Source organism: Bacteroidota bacterium, from assembly GCA_016213405.1.
Taxonomy (GTDB): domain Bacteria; phylum Bacteroidota; class Bacteroidia; order Palsa-948; family Palsa-948; genus Palsa-948.
This window is the reverse complement of the sequence record JACRAM010000026.1, coordinates 1-20,643: the sequence shown is the minus strand read 5'-3', so window position 1 is coordinate 20,643 and position 20,643 is coordinate 1. Positions and strand designations below refer to the sequence as shown.

At 39.4% G+C, this 20,643-nt stretch carries 17 protein-coding genes; 9 read left to right on the top strand and 8 right to left on the bottom strand.

Annotated elements, in window-relative coordinates; all coding sequences use genetic code 11:
- The first annotated feature begins 146 nt into the window (after positions 1-146).
- Complete coding sequence (gene truA / locus HY841_03130; protein ID MBI4929730.1) at positions 147-920, top strand: tRNA pseudouridine(38-40) synthase TruA; 774 nt, start codon at positions 147-149, stop codon at positions 918-920.
- Positions 917-2,944 carry an ABC transporter ATP-binding protein gene (locus HY841_03125; protein MBI4929729.1) on the top strand — a complete coding sequence of 676 codons (2,028 nt, stop codon included), beginning with the start codon at positions 917-919 and terminating at the stop codon, positions 2,942-2,944. The genes truA and HY841_03125 overlap by 4 nt, the downstream gene beginning before the upstream one ends.
- Positions 2,945-3,453: 509 nt before the next feature.
- Here the strand turns inward: HY841_03125 and HY841_03120 are convergent.
- From HY841_03120 to HY841_03085, 8 genes are all read right to left on the bottom strand, one after another.
- Entirely contained in the window at positions 3,454-4,179 is a 726-nt protein-coding gene (locus HY841_03120) for a hypothetical protein (protein MBI4929728.1), read from the bottom strand.
- 18 nt (positions 4,180-4,197) lie between these two features.
- Positions 4,198-5,466, bottom strand: coding sequence for a T9SS type A sorting domain-containing protein (locus HY841_03115; protein ID MBI4929727.1), 1,269 nt, complete (start codon positions 5,464-5,466; stop codon positions 4,198-4,200).
- 6 nt (positions 5,467-5,472) lie between these two features.
- Positions 5,473-5,856, bottom strand: a complete 384-nt coding sequence (locus HY841_03110; GenBank protein ID MBI4929726.1) for a hypothetical protein — start codon at positions 5,854-5,856, stop codon at positions 5,473-5,475.
- A 466-nt stretch (positions 5,857-6,322) separates the two neighbouring features.
- Positions 6,323-10,075 carry a hypothetical protein gene (locus HY841_03105; GenBank protein ID MBI4929725.1) on the bottom strand — a complete coding sequence of 1,251 codons (3,753 nt, stop codon included), beginning with the start codon at positions 10,073-10,075 and terminating at the stop codon, positions 6,323-6,325.
- Positions 10,076-10,151: 76 nt separating this feature from the next.
- Positions 10,152-10,841: a hypothetical protein gene (locus HY841_03100; GenBank protein ID MBI4929724.1), complete on the bottom strand. Its 690-nt coding sequence runs from the start codon at positions 10,839-10,841 to the stop codon at positions 10,152-10,154.
- Between the two features lie 7 nt (positions 10,842-10,848).
- Positions 10,849-12,225, bottom strand: a complete 1,377-nt coding sequence (locus tag HY841_03095; GenBank protein ID MBI4929723.1) for a hypothetical protein — start codon at positions 12,223-12,225, stop codon at positions 10,849-10,851.
- 127 nt (positions 12,226-12,352) lie between these two features.
- Positions 12,353-13,180, bottom strand: a complete 828-nt coding sequence (locus HY841_03090; GenBank protein ID MBI4929722.1) for a diaminopimelate epimerase — start codon at positions 13,178-13,180, stop codon at positions 12,353-12,355.
- Between the two features lie 25 nt (positions 13,181-13,205).
- On the bottom strand, positions 13,206-13,922 hold the full coding sequence (locus HY841_03085) for a hypothetical protein (protein MBI4929721.1): 717 nt from the start codon (positions 13,920-13,922) through the stop codon (positions 13,206-13,208).
- A 230-nt stretch (positions 13,923-14,152) separates the two neighbouring features.
- Here HY841_03085 and HY841_03080 point away from each other — a divergent pair, with 230 nt between their 5' ends.
- The 7 genes from HY841_03080 to HY841_03050 all read left to right on the top strand — a co-directional run bounded on the left by HY841_03080 (position 14,153) and on the right by HY841_03050 (position 20,452).
- Positions 14,153-15,613 carry a Do family serine endopeptidase gene (locus tag HY841_03080; protein ID MBI4929720.1) on the top strand — a complete coding sequence of 487 codons (1,461 nt, stop codon included), beginning with the start codon at positions 14,153-14,155 and terminating at the stop codon, positions 15,611-15,613.
- A gap of 155 nt (positions 15,614-15,768) precedes the next feature.
- Entirely contained in the window at positions 15,769-16,635 is an 867-nt protein-coding gene (locus HY841_03075) for a sigma-70 family RNA polymerase sigma factor (protein MBI4929719.1), read from the top strand.
- A 212-nt stretch (positions 16,636-16,847) separates the two neighbouring features.
- Positions 16,848-18,299: a glyceraldehyde-3-phosphate dehydrogenase gene (locus HY841_03070; GenBank protein MBI4929718.1), complete on the top strand. Its 1,452-nt coding sequence runs from the start codon at positions 16,848-16,850 to the stop codon at positions 18,297-18,299.
- Positions 18,300-18,349: 50 nt separating this feature from the next.
- Positions 18,350-18,589, top strand: a complete 240-nt coding sequence (locus tag HY841_03065) for a 50S ribosomal protein L28 (GenBank protein MBI4929717.1) — start codon at positions 18,350-18,352, stop codon at positions 18,587-18,589.
- Between the two features lie 208 nt (positions 18,590-18,797).
- Positions 18,798-20,039, top strand: coding sequence for an aminopeptidase P N-terminal domain-containing protein (locus HY841_03060; GenBank protein MBI4929716.1), 1,242 nt, complete (start codon positions 18,798-18,800; stop codon positions 20,037-20,039).
- Positions 20,040-20,092: 53 nt separating this feature from the next.
- A complete protein-coding gene (gene rpmG / locus HY841_03055) occupies positions 20,093-20,278 on the top strand; it encodes a 50S ribosomal protein L33 (GenBank protein ID MBI4929715.1) in 186 nt (61 codons plus the stop codon).
- Between the two features lie 18 nt (positions 20,279-20,296).
- A complete protein-coding gene (locus HY841_03050) occupies positions 20,297-20,452 on the top strand; it encodes a DUF4295 domain-containing protein (GenBank protein ID MBI4929714.1) in 156 nt (51 codons plus the stop codon).
- Positions 20,453-20,643 lie beyond the last annotated feature (191 nt).

The window sequence follows — 20,643 nt, the reverse complement described above, 5'->3', positions numbered from 1 at the left end:
TTCTTTTAGTTGCACTAGTTTATTTAATTTCGCAAACATACGAGATTACACAGAGAGTTCTGCTCTGTGAAACTCATTAAACTCTGTGAACTCTGTGTTGAAAATCGTGGATATAACATCTTAATCTGAATAATGTCTAATCTTTTATTTTGTTATATCGCTATTTCATAAAAATTTCTTTTGATGGCACCCACTACAACGGATGGCAAGTGCAGAAAAATTCTTCTGAAACCGTTCAGCAAAAAATTAATGAAGGGCTTTCCAAATTATTAAGTGAAAAGATAGAAGTGCTGGGCTGCTGCAGAACCGATACTGGAGTTCATGCAAAAGAGCTGTTTGCTCATTTTGATTCCAACATAAATAATCTTCACAATGATTCCAAAACCGATTGGCTTTATAAGTTTAACAATATGATTCCCGTTGATATTTCCATTGACAAGATTTTTTCTGTCAAACTGGATTCAAACGCGCGTTTTGATGCAACAGCAAGAACCTATCAATATTTAATTCATAACAAGCGCAACCCGTTTTTATTGAACCGCTCTTATTATTACTACAGCGAACTAAATGTTGAGTTGATGAATAAAGCAGGAAAATTATTGATGAAGCACGAAGATTTTTCAGCATTCAGCAAAGTAAATACGCAGGTGAAAACCAATCTCTGTAAAATCAAGCGTGCAGATTGGAAAAAAGACAATGCAGGAAATTTAGTCTTCACCATTCGTGCCGACCGCTTTCTCCGCGGCATGGTTCGTATGATTGTCGGAACAATGATGCTTTTGGGAAAGAACAAAATAAACCTGAATGATTTTAAAAAGATAATTGAAAGCAAGAATTGCCAAAATGCAGGAGCGCTTGTTCCCGCCTGCGGATTGTATTTGACAAAAGTGGAATATCCGAAAAACCTGTTTCTGATATGAGTGCGGACCTGCAGCAAAAATTTTCATTCGGGCTTTTGAAAAGAGTTCTTTCCTATGCTAATCCGTATAGAAAAATGTTTGCCTTTGCTGCTTTTATCGCAATTGTGTTTGCATTTGTTTCTCCCGTGCGTGCAATGCTCACGCAATACACGTTAGATAATTTTATTGTTCACCCCGTAGGATACATATCCAACGGGGTAAAGCCCGACAAAGAAATGCTTTTAACGATGACGCTAATCATGATAGGCGTTCTGCTTTTTGAAACATTGCTTCAGTTTCTTAATGAATACCTGGCCGGCTGGCTGGGGCAAACGATAATAAAAGACATGCGCACGAAACTATTTAATCACATCAATCATTTGCATTTGCAATACTTCGACAAAACTCCCATTGGCACGCTGGTAACGCGCGTGATATCTGACATGGAAGCCATTTCAGATATTTTTTCAGAAGGATTGCTCGTAATTCTTGGCGACTTTCTTAAACTCATAGTGATAATATCCGTAATGTTTTACACCAACTGGAAACTTTCTCTCATCAGTTTATCTGTTTTTCCTTTGCTCATTGCAGGAGCCAATATGTTCAAGAATGGAGTGAATAAATCTTTCAATGAAGTAAGAACCCAGATTGCCCGATTGAATTCATTTGTTCAGGAACACATCACCGGAATGAGCGTGGTGCAGATATTCAACCGCGAAGAAGAAGAGATGAAAAAATTCAGAGAGATAAATGCATCGCACCGCAAGGCAAACATCCGTTCCATCTGGTACTACTCTGTTTTTTTTCCGTTCATAGAAATTCTTTCTTCTGTTTCCATCGGGCTTATTGTGTGGTGGGGTGGAAGGGGAGTTTTTGACAATGCTTTTTCTATCGGGCAACTCGTTGCGTTCATCATGTACATCAACATGCTCTTTCGCCCGATACGACTGATTGCCGACCGGTTCAACACGCTTCAGATGGGAATTGTGGCAAGCGAAAGGGTGTTCAGAGTGATGGATACGAAAGGCGGAGTAATGGATAATGGAAAATGTTTAATGGCTAATGGGAATACATCAACCATCAACCCCGTAGGAAACATTTCCAACGGGGTAAACCATCAACCATTAGCCATTGAATTTAAAAATGTTTGGTTTTCGTATGACGCGCCTGATTCCCTCGTCCCTCGTCCTTCATCCCTCGTACATTCTCCAAACTGGGTTCTCAAAAACATTTCCTTCGAAGCAAAACAAGGCGAAACCGTTGCACTGGTGGGCGCCACAGGTTCAGGCAAGTCATCCATTGCCAGTTTGATAAACAGATTTTACGAATACACAAAAGGAGAAATCCTTATTGACGGAATTAATATTCGCGAATATGAATTAAATTCTCTACGGAAAAACATCGGCATTGTTTTGCAGGATGTTTTTTTGTATTCCGACACCATCGCAAATAATATATCACTCCATCCTTCTCACTCTCTCACTCTCTCACCCTCTCACTCACTTTTCAGCGAAAGTGAGAAAGTGAGAATGAAAGAAAGTGAGAGAGAAAAAGTGGTAGAGGCAGCAAAAATAATAGGCGCGCACGATTTCATCATGCGGCTGCCCGGCAATTATGATTACAATGTGATGGAGCGCGGAGCAACCCTATCGGTAGGGCAGAGGCAACTGATTTCTTTCATACGCGCCTATTTGTACAACCCCGCCATACTCATTCTTGACGAAGCCACTTCCAGCATCGACACCGAATCTGAAATGCTCATACAGCGCGCCACCGAAGCGCTTTTGGGAAGAAAGGAGTATGGAGTTCGGGGTTCGGAGCAAGAAAAACACACTGCTGTATCTGCCTCCCAACTCCCAACTCCCAACTCCCGAACTTCCATCGTCATCGCCCACCGCCTTGCCACCATTCAGCGAGCCGATAAAATAATTGTGCTTGATAAAGGAGAAATCATTGAATCAGGAACTCACCGCCAGCTTCTTGAACTCAACAAACACTACCGGAAATTATACGAACTGCAATTCATGAAAGAAATTGTTGCATGAAATAAAATTGGCAGTTTGCAATTTGCAGTTATTTTCTTTTTGTCAATTGCCAACTGCCTGTTGCCTACTTGTATTTCATTTGGGCGTGCCCTTCGATGACTCAGGTCGCGCTTTCCGTTTCAATCTTTGCGAGGCGCAAAGGATTTCCACTTCAATCGCTCACGCAAAAACCCAGCAGGATTGAAATGATTGATTTAGGACTTACGCACTCTGTGAAACTCTGTGTTTCTCCGTGAACTCTGTGTTGAAAATTTTAACACAGAGAACACAGAGTTTTAAGAGTTTCACAGAGAAATACAAAATTGCGTAAGTCCTATGATTATGTCTCTTGCTTTAAAATGGCAGTAAAATTCTATCTTTTGCAACAAAACTTGAATCTTTTGCACGTAAACTTAATCTTTAGCACGTAGAATCCAATCTTTTGCACGTAAACTTAAATCTTTAGCAAGTAGAATCCAATCTTTAGGAAGTAAAGTTCAATCTTTTGCAACAAAAACAGGATAAATGTTTTATGCGGAAGGATTATTGCCTTTTTTCTTTCTCGGTTTTGGAGGCGAATCATCAATCTCAAACCCCCAGTCGCCAAGTTTGTGCGGGTTGGCGGTGAAAAGTTTTTTCAGAAATTGCCCTATGGCAAGAACATCGGCAAACACAGGATTAAAATCTGTGTCGCGCTGGTTGCGTAGTTTCTCCGCGTCCTTTTTTTCCTGCGTCATTTCACCGTGGGCTTTCAAAGCCGAATCGGCATTTTTTTTATCGCTGTCAATATCAATTTCATTTTCGGTTAAAAATTTTATGAGCGGTGATTTTGCTCCCATCGCTGTGTGCTTTTTATAAAATACGGCAAACATTTTTACGAGGTCTTCAAACTTTGCGGGGTAAACCACCTTGCCTTTTCCATCCACTTTTATTCCCCACATTCCGAGTTCTTTTACTTTTCCTCTATAGAATGATTTGAGGTACTGAATTTCTTTTTTGAAATTTGAAAACACGGGGTTCCAAAAGTTATCGCGCTTTTGGGTTAACTCTTCTGCTTCTTCAGAAGTTTTTACAAACTCGGCATGGGTTACCACAGCGCTTTCGGTTTTCTTTTTGTTTTTTGCCATGTCAATTTTTTTCTCTTCGAGAAAATCAATGAGCACGCTTTTGTCTCCGTCATTGGCATGCTTGAGTTCAATTTTCAAAAATAAATTTGCTTTGCCTGAAAAATCTACAGGGTATTTTATGCGCGACATGGTGGGGTGGGGTTTTGGTTATTTATTGATGATTAGTTTTTTGTTGGTTGTGCCTTCATTGGTTTTTATGGTGAGGAAATAAATTCCGTTGGGGTGATTTGATAAATCAATGGTTGTATTGCTGAATTGCTGAATTGTTGATTGATATACTTTTTCTCCCGTGATATTGTAAATGTAAATGCCGTATATTGAATTATTCAGTAGTGTATTTTCAATGTTGAAAATTCCGTTGCTCGCATTTGGATAAATATTAAATTGGCTTTGCAAATTAACATTCTCAACACCTAATGAAGTACAAGTAATTATAGTTGTATCTTTTAAAATACATCCATTGGCATCAGTAATTGTTACAATAAGAGTATCAGGGGGACTTCCTGTTAAACCTACAACCAGATTAATAGTACTGCCTGTGTTCCATGAAAAAGAATAAGGAGAGGTTCCACCTCCAGAAGTTGAAATTACCATACCATTATTATTTCCGCAGTTTGGATTCACGGTAGTGAAAGCGTTTGTTATTGCCGTAGGTTGAGGAATATTTATAGAGGCAGCAGATGCAGTACATCCATGGCTATCTGTTACAGTGAGAGAATATGTTCCAGCAATAAGCCCAGATAGTGAAGTAGTGGTTTGTCCTGTGTTCCATAAGTAAGTATATGGAAGTGTTCCGCCAGAGGCACTGGCTTGTAAACTTCCATTATTACCCCCATTACAAGTTACAGAATTTGTAAGTACAGGAGAAGACACTAACTGATAGGGCTGAGTGACAGTAACTGTTTTAGTTGCGGTGCAACATTTGGCATCCGTAATTGTTAAAGTATAAGTGGCTGCTGCAAGTCCTGTTGTAGTTTGTGAAGTTTGACCATTACTCCAACTATATGTATATGGTGAAGTTCCACCACCAGCATTTGCAGTTGTTGAACCATCATTATTTCCATAACAGCTGGGTTGTGTGGATGCAAAAGATGATGTAATTGATGGGTAGGTTATAACTACATTTGGTGATGTTGCTGAATTTAATGCAGCATCATAAACTACTACTGCATATAGTCCAGGGCAAAGACCTGTTGCTGTTTGAGTGGTTTGACCATTGGGGTCGCTCCACATATAAGTATATGGAGTTACGCCTCCAGTGACATTTGCAGTTGCAGTTCCATCACAAAGCGAAGAACAACATCCAAGGTTTGTATATGAAACACCCACATTAAGAGTTTGCGAAAAAATTTGTAATGAGGGGAATAAAATAAAACAGATAAATCCTAAAGATTCAATATTTTTTTTTGTTTCCATTAATAATTATTTAGTTGACCAATAAAAAACCGTGAACTGTTTTTCTCCTGTTTTAATTCCTGCACCTTCAAAATCAACATGCTCACTTATTATCCATTGCACTTTATATGTTCCATCATCGTCTGGAATAATTTTTAAAGTTTCGTGATTCTTATCACTCAGAAATCTGGGTTCAATCCATGCAACAGAATATGTTCCCTCTATTATATTTCCGCTTCCGTCTTTCTTTCTTGCAATTTCATTTACAAATTGAAATCGTTCGCCATTGTTCATATCATTATTAGAACCTAATCCGTTTAGACATCCATCACCAACCATTTCGTAAACAGTGATTCCCCATAAATTTATTTTAGCTTGTTGTAATTTAGAAAGTAGTGTTGAGAGATTCATATTGTTTTATTCTTAATTGATGCTGTTTTGGTTTATAAAAAATAAAACGCCCGCAACAAATAAATGTGCAGGCGATAAATTATTTTAGAAAGTATTTTTTTGCCTACTGCAAATTGCCTATTTGAATTTTTCGGGGGGGGGGGGGGGATTTTTATAAATTCTCAGAGATGCGCTCTGTAATGCAACGCTATGAGTCGAGAGAGGCATTTTAATTGCGGAGTGAAACATTACATAAAAATCAATTAGGTAAGCAAAGATAAAAAAGATTTTATAATGGAGTTTATATCGAATAAGAGTTTATGTTGGGCTGAAGCCCGTTTGTTCTTTGGTTTTCAATAGCCACGACCTTAAGGTCGTGGCAAATTAGGTTGAAATAAATAACGGGCTTTAGCCCTGATTTTTATGAATTGAAGTATACAATTCTAATTCGGTATATTCTCTAATGAATTGATATTTAATCTCTGCCTTATTCCCCCTTCACATCTCCCTCTTCATTCTTTTTTCCTGCCCCTTCGTGGTCATCTTCCACTTTCCCTTCTTCACTCAACCCCGTGGGATACCCTGCGGGATTTTTATCCAACGGGGTCAATCCCAAAAATTCTTCTTTGCGGTCTGATTGAAGTTCGTCAGAGATTTTTGGAAGTTCAGGAACTTCTTCTTTCACTTCTTCCACTTTGATTTCAGTTGAAGTTTCAGAAGCCATCTCTGCTTCAATGATTGTTTCAGCGTCACTGATGGTGTCGTTTAAAATAGACCCTTCGACTTCGCTCAGGGTGACAGCCGATGAGAATGATTCAGTCACTCCCCCTTCGGGGGAGTCGGAGGGGGCTGAGATTACAAGCGGTTCTTTCGCTTCAATTTTTCCGCCCGCCATATATTCTTCCAGCCGCTGCTTGTTCATTTTTGTGCGGAAGAAACTCATCGGCTGGTAATTGATGTTCTTGTCTTTCCCGCGGATGAGCATGTGCAGATACCACTCGCTTTCGCTGTATGAGCCGAACGGTTTTGGCGTCATCGTCATCAGTTGGTAGCCGAACATTTTTGCAATCTCGGGGAAGAGTCCGAAGTTGGTGTCGTCAATGTTCGATAACTCTTCGAGGAGGATGAAGCGCACGCCCTGGCGGTTTTTGTCGCGCTGAATGACGGACATTCTTCCTATGCAGAGAAGCGCGAGTGCCGTGTATGCCTCACCGCCCGAACCCGGATAACGCGCGCCCAGTTCGTCAAACAATCCAACACGCAGGTCGAAATAAAATTTCGGGTCGAGCAGGTCTTGCATTTCCATTTTGTCGCCTACATCGCTGAGGGTTTTTGCAATGTTGAGAATTAAAGTTTCTGGCGAAGCTTCTGATTCTGCTGTGATGAAAAGTTTTGATGCGAGGCGCTGGTGTTTGGCGTGTTCGCGCATTCTGCGAATCCAGTCAATGGCAATATCTCTCCGCTCGTTGAAGTCCACCTGAAAATTATACACACCGCTGATTTTGTTTTCTTTGAAGAAGAAATTCAGTTCGGTGATGAGTTTGCGGAAAGCGTTGTACTGCAGTTCTACTTTCTTGAACACATCCAGAATGATAGTGAGCTGAAGGTCTCCGAACTTTTTCAGCTCTTCGTTGAGGCGTTCGAGTTCGGGACCGAGTCCTTCCAGTCCTAATTTTCCGCAGAGAATATTCACCAGCGTGCGGAAATTATATTTGTCCATTACGAGTTCAGGACTTCTGTCTCCTTTTGTTTCTTCAAAAGATTCCGTAACACGCGTGAATTCTTCATGGTAGGATTCAATGAGGGCTTCGCTTTTTTTCTCAAGACGTTCAATACTATTTTCGTTGAGTTCGCCTGTGATGAGGGTGGGTTCAAAGATGATTCCTGTTTCGCCTTCGAGCAAAAGTTTCTTCTCGTTGAATACGGTGAGCGATTCTTCCATCTGCTGTTTGAAGAGCGGTTCGCTGCTGCGGTATCCGCGCAATTCTCCTTCGGAAGCAATAATATATTTCTCCGACCATGTCTTTTGTTCGTTCAGCGTTCTGATTCTTGCTTCGTAGGTAATTTTATTTTCATCCAGCAGTTCAATTCCTTTTTGGGAATGATCTTCGGCAGTAACTTCTAAGTCAATACTGCTTTCCAATCTCAACTTAGTGAATTCATATTCGCAGGTGTCAAATGCGCTTTTGGCAGAATTAATTTTGTTGCGGATGTCGCTTTGTTTCTTCGCGAGTTCAATGGCTTCGTTATCTATAGTAGCAAATTCAGTTTGAAGCGTTTCTAATTTCTCAATGTCGTCCCAGTTTTCTTTAATGAGAGAAATCTTTTCTTCGTTCAGAGAATTGTCAATCGTATAACTCTCTATGGATTTTCTCTTCCTATATATATCAGAAAGTTCCTGATTGAAACCGATTTCAACGAGTTCATCCGACAAACGCTGAATAATGTTCAGTTCCTTGTGTGTTTCTTCCAGTTCGGCTTTGATGGCCTTTGTATCTTTTTCAAGAACTGTTTTAAGATTCTTCGTGTTGGTGAATCGTTGTTTCTTGATGAGCGGAACAAACTCGCGGACTTCTCCGAATGCAATCCAAATACCATCAGAGGTTAAGGTTAAGGTTGAGGATGAGGTTAAAGGGCTGTTGTCCTTAACCTTAACCTTTTTCTCCTCAACCTTTTCAAAACTACTCAGCATGGCAAGCGGGTTCGAAATATATTTTGTTCCTTCTTCTACTTCTTCGGGTTTCGTAACGGGAAGCTCTTTCAAATGCATCAGAACTGTTTCCTGTTCCTTTGTGAGCGGCTTGTTGTTCTGAATTGCCCAGTGGAAAAACGAATCATCGCGTGTTCCTTCAAAAAGTTCAACCAATGTTTCGAGTTCTTCAATCTGCTGGGGAAGTTCGCTTAGCTTTTCGCTGTAATGTTTTGAAGCGGTGAGGTAATCCATCTTCGCCCATTCTGAATTTTCAAAATCAGAAAGAGAGTAGAGGGAGAGAATTTTATTCAGGTTGTTTTTCTTGTCGCGGAAAGATTCCTGTTCTTTCAGTTTCTTTTCAATCTTCTCAACACTTCCATACTGCTCAACGATTGGTGCGAGCGCGGAAAGTAAATTAATTTTATCTCGAAGCACATCCGCCTGCTGTTTGCGTGCAAGAATAGTATCATCGCTGAAATCTTTCAGAAGTGTTTCGTATTTCTCGCGCATCAAGAGACAAACCTTTTGGAGATTGGTGTAATGATTGTAAAGTTCCTCAGTAACTTTTTCCAGTTCATTCTTCTGGCGCATCAGATTCGTAACCGAAGTTTCAATGTGCTTTTTGTTGTTCTCGTGCCTGTTCAGCGCGTCATTATATTTCTGATAAGAGAACGAAGCACTTGATTTCAAAAAATCTTCTTTCGCCTGTGTGCTTTTTCGGTTTGTTTCCAGAAGCGCCAGTAATTTCTTTTGTTTCAGTTGGAGTTCCTGTGTATGAAAGAAGTTATCACGGTACTGCTTTATCAAACTTGATAATTGTTCTTTCTGTTCTTCAAAAACTCTTTTTATCTCATCGTTATCCTCAAACAAAAAGTTCTGCAGACTTTTAGAGTTGGTGATGTCGAGGGATTTCGCTCTGGCGAAACTCTGAATGACCTTAGAATATGTTTTGAGATTATCGGGCTTTGTAAGATTTACGGGCAGAATATTATTCTTATAGAGCAAATCATAATACTTCATGATTCCTTCCGTCTGGAAGAAATCTTTCATGTATAATCCGTGCTTCTCTTTCAAATGCTTGTGCATTTCACGCAAGTCGAAAATGGTTTTGTTCTCTCCGAGAAAATCATCGGGGTGCAACGGACGGCTGAACGGTGTCAAACTTCCACTCTCAAAATCAGGAGAAGCAGAAATTATGAACGGACGCACGGGAATGCGCGGAGTTTTTGAAATGTAAACACCAATCGTGAGGAACTGCCCCTGCTTGCGCTCAATGTTCAGGAATGCATAGGCATACTGAATATATTCTTTGTTGAGCGGAATTCCTTCCACGCGCCTTTCATCCTTGCCGATTCCTTCGGTGCCGGGCTTCCACATATCGCGCCTCGGAATGATGATGAGCTGCATCAAATCACCGATGATAGATTTTCCGAGTCCGTTTCCGCCTGTGAAGTCGGTCCTCACCGCGTGAAAAAGATATTCGGAGTTGTAATGTTGCCTCACACCCACGGTGCCGAGGGAATAAATTCTTGGGAATGTTGTTGCCATAGTTTTTATTGGTTTGTCATTCTGAGCGTAGCGAAGAATCTATAGATGCTTCACTTCGTTCAGCATGACAAAGAGATTATGATGGTAAATTATTGTCTAAATATTCAGTTAAGAGTTCCACATTATTTATTTCCGTCTGATAAAGTTTTGCAATGCGGTCAATGCTCGGCATAATTTCAAAATGCAGTTCTTCATAGCTGATCCAGCGTATCCAGCCCATGCGCTCGCAGGTTTGCAGGGTGCGTTCAATTTTTCTGCGCACATCTTCTTTTTCCTGTGGAGTGAAGTTTCGCTTATTTTCCCCGAACAAAAGTTTCTGCCATAGGTCTTTGTTCTCGCCTTCTTCAGTGATGTAAAGCAGTTCATCCCATTTCACTTCTTTGTTCTCAAAGAATTTTTCTTTGTAAAGATTCAGAAGGAGAATTGCGAAGATCACAAGGCGGTCATCCAATGCATAGGTTCTGTCATAGCCGAATTTGCCTTTGTTGCCGTCTTCCGGAAAATCCAAAAAGAAATATGCCTCGCGGTCGTTGAATTCTTTTTTCAGAACCATGCCGAGCAGTTCAAGATAATAGCGCGAAAGACCCTTCTCGAAATAATCATTCACGAAATCCCACAACTTGAAATCATTTCCGAAGTTCTGAATATGCTTTCCGCTTCTCAAAGCGAAATCCGTATCGGCAAAATGTTTACGGGCTCGCTCCGTATTCAGGAATTCATAGTTGTAATTGTATTCGTAGTTGTCTGTCTGTGTTTGTTGTTCCATATATTTTTTATTCAATAGATTCTGTTTGATTGGGTTTTATTTTAAGTTTCCAAAGAGCAACATTTGAACTCAAAGGCATGATAAGCGTCTTGTCAATTTCCAGCTGCACATCATCTCTGTTTTTATATTCGTCAATAATTCCGAAGCAGACATCTATTGGCACTTCTAGATTATCTTCTTTGCTCACGATCTTATCCATCCACTGCTCAAATATCACTTCACGCCCGAGTTCAATTTCTCCTCGGATGTTGTCCATCCATTTGATGGTGTTCTCCTGTCGTGCAAGTTGTTTTATTTTATCTTCTTCCGATAATCTTTTGAACTCTTCGTCTTCCTGATAGAACGGAGATTCCATTTTGTGATACTCCGCAAAATCAATAATGGGAGGGAAGTAAAATCTATCGCGGTGATAAACAATTTCTTTTTTCACAACACTGGTTGGAAGAACTATTTTTTTATCCTGCTTGTTTGGAATATCAACAGTTTTACTTCCTTTCAAAAGCAAGAGGAGGAATTTTTCGATCCGTAATTTATACTGCTGTTTGTAGCGCAGATTATCATAGAGAGATTTTAAGCGCGTACGTGCCTGCTGAATTTTATCATTGATGGACAAAACACGGTTATCAATATTTTCAAAGAAGGAAATTACTTCGTTGTAAATTCTGTCGTACTGTTCCCAGTCCTCGCGCTTGTCTTTGAAATTAGGTTCTGAGTTTTTTAATTTATCAATGATATTCTGTTTAAAGTTGAGAGCGCTTGTAATTCCTTCGGTTTGTTTTCCGAGTTGCTCAAAGATGATAAGGAACTGCGTGATCATCTCTTTCGGATTATCCACATTTGGTTTCAGTAATACTCTCAACTCAGAAACTTTTTTGTCAACGAATCTTTGGAGATTATCTGTGTGTGCGTGAATGAATTTCTTGGATGAACTGTAATGGTGCGCGAACCAGTAATTCAGTTTATCAATGCTCGTCACATCATCATCCTGAACGGGAAGTGTGCGTTTGAAAGTATGAACGAGTTCAAGATTTTCGTAGTTGGGAGAAACTTCGTTCAGCAAAAGTTTTGTGAAGTCCTTTGCGAAAACGGTGAGTTCATAGCGGTATTCTTCTCCGAGTTTGAGCGTGGTGTAAAAATGCTGGCTGAGGCGTTTGGAAATATTTTCCTTCTGGATGCCGCGCTCCCGTTTCAGCATAACAGTAACCTCATCCACCGAGTCTTCAAAATCCTTCTGCGAAAAAATATCATCTATTTCTTTGTTCTCGATCTTTGCCTGGAGATTGAGAAGAAGAAAAATAGTTTCCACATCCCGAGGAATGAGATACTCAAAACTTCTCGCGATAGTTTCGAAGAGTTCTTCTCTCTTGTTTAGTGGTTCATTCATAATTTTTATTTCAACGAAGTACGAATCGGTACGAACCTACGAACTACGAATAGGCGTTCTTGGTATTTCGTAGGTTCGTATGATGTTGTTCGTACTTCGTTGCAATCCATTTTAATTCTTGGTTATTTTATATTTCTACATTTCCTTTAAACACAAAAGCCGCAGGACCTTCCAGCCAAATATCGCTGAACGAGTTACCTTTTCCTCTGCGAAAACGCACGGTTAATTCACCGCCCAATGTTAATATCTTACAGCTGTTTTCTGCAGTGGAAATTCCCTTCACGGAAGAGGCTAACGCGGAGGCAGTTACGCCTGTTCCGCAGGAAAGGGTTTCCTCTTCCACACCGCGCTCGTAGGTGCGCACAAAAATTTCTTTTCCATTCTTCTCCGCGAAGTTCACATTCACTCCTTCCTTGCTGAACCGCTCACTGTAACGGATTCTTTTTGCTTCGGAAATTATTTCTGCACTCTTAACTCCTTCAGTAAATCTTACATAGTGAGGAGAGCCGGTATTCAACAGCCACCCCTCTCTATCTCTCCCCAAAGGGGAGAGGGTTGAATTATGAAGCAGTTCAACATTTTTCACATCCTTCATTTTTATACTAACAAAAGTGGGAGATTTAGAAGGGGTGATTTTTGCAGTATGAAATCCGTCTGTTGCAATAAAAGTTATTTCAGATTTTTTAATTACTCCCAAATCTTTCGCGAATGCCACAATGCAACGGCTTCCGTTTCCACAGAAGGAACTTTCGTTTCCATCTGAGTTGTAATAAATCATTTCAAAGTCAAAACCTTTTTTGTTTTTAAGAAGCATTAATCCATCAGCGCCAACACCAAATCTCCTATGACATAAATGTGCAATCTGTTTCGTGTTCAGTTTTATTTTCTGCGCGCGATTGTCAATGATAATGAAATCATTTCCCGTGCCGTGATATTTATAAAAAACCAGATTCATACAGATTAAGATGGATTCAAACGGATTATTTTAATTTAGAAGTTATTGTTACATCAGTTACTTTTTCAAATTGTTTGAAATCGTCAGTGAAATACAGTTTGTAATAATTCTGATTGTGCTTCATGAAAATAGCATCATCGAGGTGAAATAGTTTTATGGTTTCATCCGGATTAATTCCAAACAGCACCACCTTATTCTTTGTCATTTTGTATCCTTTGTAATTGATAGGCGATTGCCAGAATTCTACTTTGAGTGATGAACTCGTCTTGTTATTTTTTATTCCGCTTACTTTTTCCAGAAGGGAATCAGGCAGATTTTTTTCTTCATTCTGCAAATTCACAACTTGAAAATTCTTAGAGTCAAGCAATTCATCTTTTCGAACGATAAAATTTTCAAAAGTATTTTGTTCCTGAACAATAGTTGAAGAATCTTTGAGGAGAGAATCCGCCTCAGCCATCACTTTTCTGATAGGAACTTCACGTGAATATTTTTTTGCAAGCAACTCTGCCGATGACATATTATTTTTCGAAGAATCTTTTTTGCCGATGTATTTTTTTATATCCGATTTATCTTTTTTCTCTTCCGTATTCACCTGCTGAACAATCACCGTATCTCTTGATGAACTGAAAAGATTTGCTTTTTTCAGAATATCATCCATCTTGAAAATAAAAAACCCAGCCCCTGCAAGCAATCCTAAAACGAGTCCCAGCAGGAACAATAATGACTTATTTGAAGCCGACATTTTGACAATACTTTACTCCTGAAATTTTATAGCAAATCAGAACTGTCGCAAAAATATTCAATTAGGTACCTTTTTTCAAGAGTTTTTAACAAGTGTTAGTAATTGGATTATGGCGGATTTCCTTCTTCGTATGTTAAAAAATGTTAAAACTCTTGCACAAATAAAACATTGGCGGGATATTTGCATTATCAATGCAAAACCAAAAACTAAAATTCTAAAAACATATAACTATGAAACGCTTAACATCCATCTTCTTCGTAGCACTGCTTGGCGGAACCGTTGCGCTTACCGTTGATCATTTCGTAAATAAAAATCAAAATACTATTCAGGCAAATCTTCCGAACAATTATCCCGTGAAGTTTGCCAGTTTCAATGGAATGACTCCTGAATCAAATATTGATTTTGTGAAAGCGTCTGAGATTTCTCTTCCTGCCGTTGTGCATGTGAAAACGGAATCTGCTCCTCAGCAAAATCAATTCTATTATTATGATCCGTTTCAGGGTTTCGGTTGGAATGCGCCTCAGCAACATCAAAAACCACAGATGGGTTCTGGCTCGGGAGTGATAATTTCTGGCGATGGATACATCGTCACAAACAACCATGTGATTGATGACGCGCAAAAAGTTGAAGTGACTTTATATGACCACAGAACTTATTCAGCGAAAGTAATCGGTAAAGATCCTTCTACGGATATTGCACTTTTGAAAATCGAAGAAAAGAATCTTCCATACTTAATATATGGTAACTCAGACAATGTGAAAGTAGGCGAGTGGGTGCTCGCGGTTGGAAATCCTTTTAACCTGACTTCCACAGTTACTGCAGGAATCGTAAGTGCAAAAGCCCGGAATATTAATATGCTGGAAGGTAATTCTGACCAAAATAATTTTCCTGTTGAATCCTATATTCAAACAGACGCAGCCGTTAACCCAGGGAACAGCGGTGGCGCTCTGGTAAATACACAAGGTCAGCTTATAGGAATTAATTCAGCGATTGCTTCAAACACAGGTTCTTATACCGGATATTCATTTGCAGTTCCGGTTAATCTCGCAAAGAAAGTTGTAAATGATTTAATTGAGTTTGGAAAAGTACAGAGAGCATTTCTCGGAGTGAGTATAAGGGATATTGATTCAAAACTTATCGAGGAGAAAAAACTCATGAATACGAAAGGAGTTTACATCACTGGAGTTTCTAAAGACGGGGGCGCGAACGAAGCCGGAATTCAGGAAGGAGATCAGGTTCTCAAAATAGGAGATGTGATTGTTGAAAATGCTTCCGAATTACAAGAGCAGATAAGTCATTTTCGACCTGGAGATAAAGTTTCAGTAACCGTCAGCAGAGGTGGAGAAGAAAAAATTATCCCAGTGACTTTGAAAAGCAAGAGTGGAGATACAATGCTTGCGAAGAAAGAAACAAGCGAAGTGCTTTCGCTTCTCGGTGCAAACTTTGAATCGCTGTCTTCCGATGATATGAAACGATTGGGTTTAGATGGCGGAGTAAAAATAACTTCTCTTGAAGCAGGAAAACTTCGCAGTGCAGGCATCAAAGAGGGATTCATCATCACCAATATTGACAAAAAGAAAATTAATTCTCTTGATGATGTGAAACTTGCTCTTCAGAACAAGGAAGGCGGTGTGCTCATTGAAGGAATCTATACAAATGGAATGAAAGCGTACTATGCTTTTGGATTGTAATAAAATTATAAAAATCAATAATTTACATTAATTATAAGAATAGATAGTTATGTAAATGGTAGCGGGGAGATAATAAAATAGAATAAAAGGAGAAAAGGCGTAACTTTGTGCGCCTTTCTCCGTAATAAGAGCCAAATCTAACACACAAAGCCAATATGAGACAACTAAAGATTACCAAATCCATTACGAATCGTGAGAGTGCATCCCTTGATAAATATTTACAGGAAATCGGTCGGGAGGGGCTAATTACAGCAGAAGATGAAGTTGCTTTGGCTAAGAGAATCAGGGAGGACGACCAACAGGCGCTGGAAGCGCTAGTTCGTGCAAACCTTCGTTTCGTAGTATCAGTAGCAAAACAATATCAGAACCAGGGACTAAGTTTGCCCGACCTTATCAATGAGGGAAATCTTGGACTTATTAAAGCGGCAAGGCGTTTTGACGAAACCCGCGGATTCAAATTTATCTCTTATGCTGTATGGTGGATTCGCCAATCTATTCTTCAGGCATTGGCAGAACAATCCCGCATTGTTCGTTTGCCGTTGAATCAGGTTGGAGCTCTGAATAAAATGAATAAAACATTTTCAAAACTTGAGCAGGTTTATGAGCGTGAACCATCGGCAGAAGAAATTGCCAGAGAATTAGATATTCCGGAAGATAAAGTTACAGATACTCAGAGAGTTTCCGGGCGTCATGTTTCCATGGACGCACCGCTTCCTAATGCGGAAGAGAATTCACTGGCCGACTTGCTTGTAAACAAAGACGCTCCGCATGCAGACTTTTCACTTATTGCAGACTCTTTAAAAAGAGAAATTGACCGTTCTCTTTCCACGCTTACTGACAGGGAACGTGATGTAGTGCGCTTGTTTTTTGGATTAGGCGAACATCCTCACGGCTTAACGCTTGAGGAAATAGGCGCTAAGTTTGATCTCACCCGTGAGCGCGTAAGACAGATAAAAGAAAAAGCAATCCGCAGATTACGCCACAGTTCACGCAGTAAATTATTGAAGGCATATCTTGGGTAATAAGAATTTAGAGAAATTTTTAAGTCCTGATATTAAAAAATATCAGGACTTTTTTATTCGGTTTGAAACTATTAATAAATATTTATTCACATTGCGTTTTCGCAATTCATTCCCATAGAAAAAAAGACACATATTTGCATCCGAAAAAATTATAGTAACCCTAAAAAATATAAATTATGATTTCCGATACAATAACACTAAAGTCACCCGCTATGAAAAACGGCTATGAAAACGAACTCAATGACTGGATAAAACAAGAGAAAGCAGCCATCGAGTTAATTGGAATTATCGGTAACCTGTGGTTTGAAAAATCCATTGAGTTAATTCTATTTCATAATGAACTTATAGACAGAAGCAGCAGCGAATTACTGAATCTTCACCTCTACGCAAAAAACGTAGTGAAGCAGCCCATCACCATTCTTGATACTCTTCTTGTCGCGCGCGAAATTCAAAAGCTGGATTTATCTCCTTCAAGGATTGATATTGGAAAACTTTCTTCCGAATGGATTGAGGAAAAATCAAAATACGGAAATGATTCAGCAAAATTTATTTCTGATAAACTCAAAACATTTATTGGTAAAGATAAATTAGTTTTAAAGCCGAAAGATGTTGTACTCTATGGATTCGGGCGTATTGGCCGTCTTGCGGCAAGGGAATTAATTTCCCTCGCTGGTAAAGGCGAGCAGTTGCGGCTCAGAGCCATCGTTACAAGAAATTATTCCGATGCGGATTTGGTAAAGCGTGCGGACCTTCTAAGAACAGATTCAGTTCACGGTCCGTTTCCTGGAACAGTCGTTGAAGATTTTCAGAACAAAGCGCTCATTATTAACGGACATACTGTAAAAATGATTGCCGCTGAAAAACCTGAATCAGTTGACTATACAAGTTATGGGATTCACGATGCATTGCTGATTGACAATACAGGTATTGCTCGCGACAGGGCAGGATTGAGTAAACATCTTCTTGCAAAAGGAATTTCAAAAGTACTCCTCACTGCGCCAGGTAAGGGTGATATTCCGAATATTGTTTTCGGAGTGAATCAAGAGAAGTTTGATATTAAAAATGAAAAAATATTTTCTGCCGCTTCCTGCACTACCAACGCAATCATTCCTGTATTAAAAGTAATGGATGAAAAACTTGGCATTAAAAGCGGGCATATTGAAACTGTTCATTCTTATACTAATGATCAGAACCTGCTTGATAATTATCATAAGAAATATCGCAGAGGCCGTTCTGCCCCATTGAACATGGTGATTACGGAAACCGGTGCATCCAGCGCAGTTGCAAAAGTGTTGCCTGCATTGAAAGGAAAACTTACGGCTAATTCTGTTCGCGTTCCTACTCCAAATGTTTCTCTTGCTATCATGCATCTTGAAATCAGCAGAAAAATTTCAAAAGATGAAGTAAATGAAGTTATGCGCCATGCTGCTCTTCACAGCGAACTGGTCGAACAGATTCAATATAGTTATTCAAATGAATTGGTTTCGACAGATGTGATTGGAAATCCCTGCGCTGCTGTATTTGACAGTCAGGCAACTATTGTTTCAGAAGATGGAAGTCATATTGTGCTTTATGTTTGGTACGATAACGAATATGGTTATACCAAACAGGTTTTCCGTCTTGCGAAACTTCTTGCGGAAGTAATTCGTTTGCGCTATTACTAAAATTTGTATTAGGAAAATTGTATTATATTCGCACTCCAAAATTTAAAACAATGTCACAGATTTGCCAAATCACAGGAAAAAAAGTAATGGTTGGAAACAACGTTTCTCACGCCAACAATAAACGTAAACGCATATTTATTCCAAATCTTAAGTTGAAACGTTTCTTCATTCCTGAAGAAAATAAATGGATTACGTTGAAAGTATCTACAGCAGGAATGAAAACTATCAGTAAGAATGGTTTGTTCGCTTGCCTTAAAGTTGCAAGACAAAAAGGATTTATTAAAAAATAAAGAATCCATCCCTAAACCTCCCCCATGGGTGGGAATAAAAGTGAAAATGTTTTCTTATAAAGATACAACCCCGAAATACTTCGGGGTTTTTTTATTGCTTGTATTTGTCCCCCTCTTAGGGCGGGGGCAAGTGGGAGGCTCTTTATACGACAACGATTTACTTTCAAAAGAATTTCACTCAGGCAGAAGAGACGCATTACGAAAGTTAATGGACGACAGTTCAGTCGCTGTATTTTTTTCTTCCCCCATTAAGAATCGCTCTAACGATGTTGATTATGAATACCACCAGAACCCAAACTTTTATTACTTAACGGGATTGAAAGAGCCGGAAGCGTTGCTTCTTGTCTTTAAGACCGGAGTTCAATTTGATAATTTTTCAACAAACGAAATCCTTTTCCTTCAAGACAGAGATTTGAAATCAGAACGTTGGACAGGAAAATTACTTGGAACAGACGGAGCAAAAAATAATTTAGGCATTCAAAACGCTTTTGCTTCTTCTTCATTTTCTGATTTTAAGATTGACTTTTCAAAATACAAAAAAGTTTATTGTTTCGAGCAGAAGAAAGAAGATGAAGGCGATTTGATTATACAATTTTCCAAGAAACTTTCTTTCCAAAAATCAAATGCAGATACTTATGCTCTGAAGGAAATTATGGCGAAACTCCGTGAGATAAAAACAAAAGAAGAACTCGATTTAATGCGTAAAGCAATCAATTTCACCTGCGATGGAATCAAAGAAGCTATGAAAGCCATTGAGCCGGGCATGGCAGAGTATGATGCGGAAGCCATTGTTGAATATATTTTCAAAAGCAAAGGAGCCGAAGATGTTGGTTATCCATCCATCGTTGGAGGAGGAGAAAATTCCTGTATTCTTCACTATGAAACAAATCGAAAAAAACTTGTAGCGAAAGATATGCTGGTTTCTGATGTTGGAGCGGAATATCATGGCTATAGCGCGGATGTTACTCGAACATATCCTGTGAGTGGAAAATTTTCTGCTGAGCAAAAGTCAATTTACAATATCGTGCTCGAAGCGCAGACAGCGGGCATTGCCAAATGCAAGCCGGGAGAAGATTTTCGTGCGCCTCATAAAGAAGCCACCGCCATCATCCAGAAGAGATTGCTTGAGATAGGAGTTATTAAAGAACCAAATGAAGTGAGTAAGTATTTCTTTCACGGGACTTCACATTACCTTGGATTGGATGTTCACGATATAGGCATCTACGGAAAACTAAAACCTAATTCAGTCATCACAGTTGAGCCGGGCATTTACATTCCATTCGGGTCAGATTGCGATGAAAAATGGTGGGGCATCGGCATTCGTATTGAAGATGATGTGCTGATTACTGAAACCGAGCCCGAAGTATTATCCTCCTGTGTTCCAAAAACAATAGAGGAAATTGAAACCCTCATGAAGCAGGAGAGCTTGTTTAACCTCATGAAAAAGTGATTTTGCCAGTATCCCAAACTTAATTACCTTCGCACTCCTTAAAACGAAACACTATGGCAAAGAAAAGAGGCAACCGCATACAAGTTATTCTGGAATGCACCGAACATGCTGCAACCGGATTACCCGGAACATCCCGTTACATTACCGTTAAGAACAGGAAAAACGACCCCGAGCGCATGGAATTGAAAAAATATAATTCCATACTCAAGAAAATGACAGTTCATAAAGAAATTAAGTAATTGTAAAAACATAATACCATGGCAAAGAAAGTAGTTGCGACATTAAAAACCGGTAAAGGCAAGGACTTTACCCGCGTAATAAAAATGGTGAAATCTCCTAAATCAGGGGCATACACATTCAGGGAACAAGTTGTTCATTCATCGCACGTGCAGGATTTTTTTAAAGAAAAATAATTCAGATTATTTTATGCAGTGAATCCCGTCTTGAAATTTTCAGGACGGGATTTATTTGTGCGCCATCCATGTTCTTTTACTATAGGGTGCAAGTCCCGAACACACGTTGATAACGCGAAGTGTTAGCTGAAAGCAAGTGCAATGTTGCGAGGCATTGTGCGGAGGAAGCCGAAGGCAAAAGCAAGTGATAA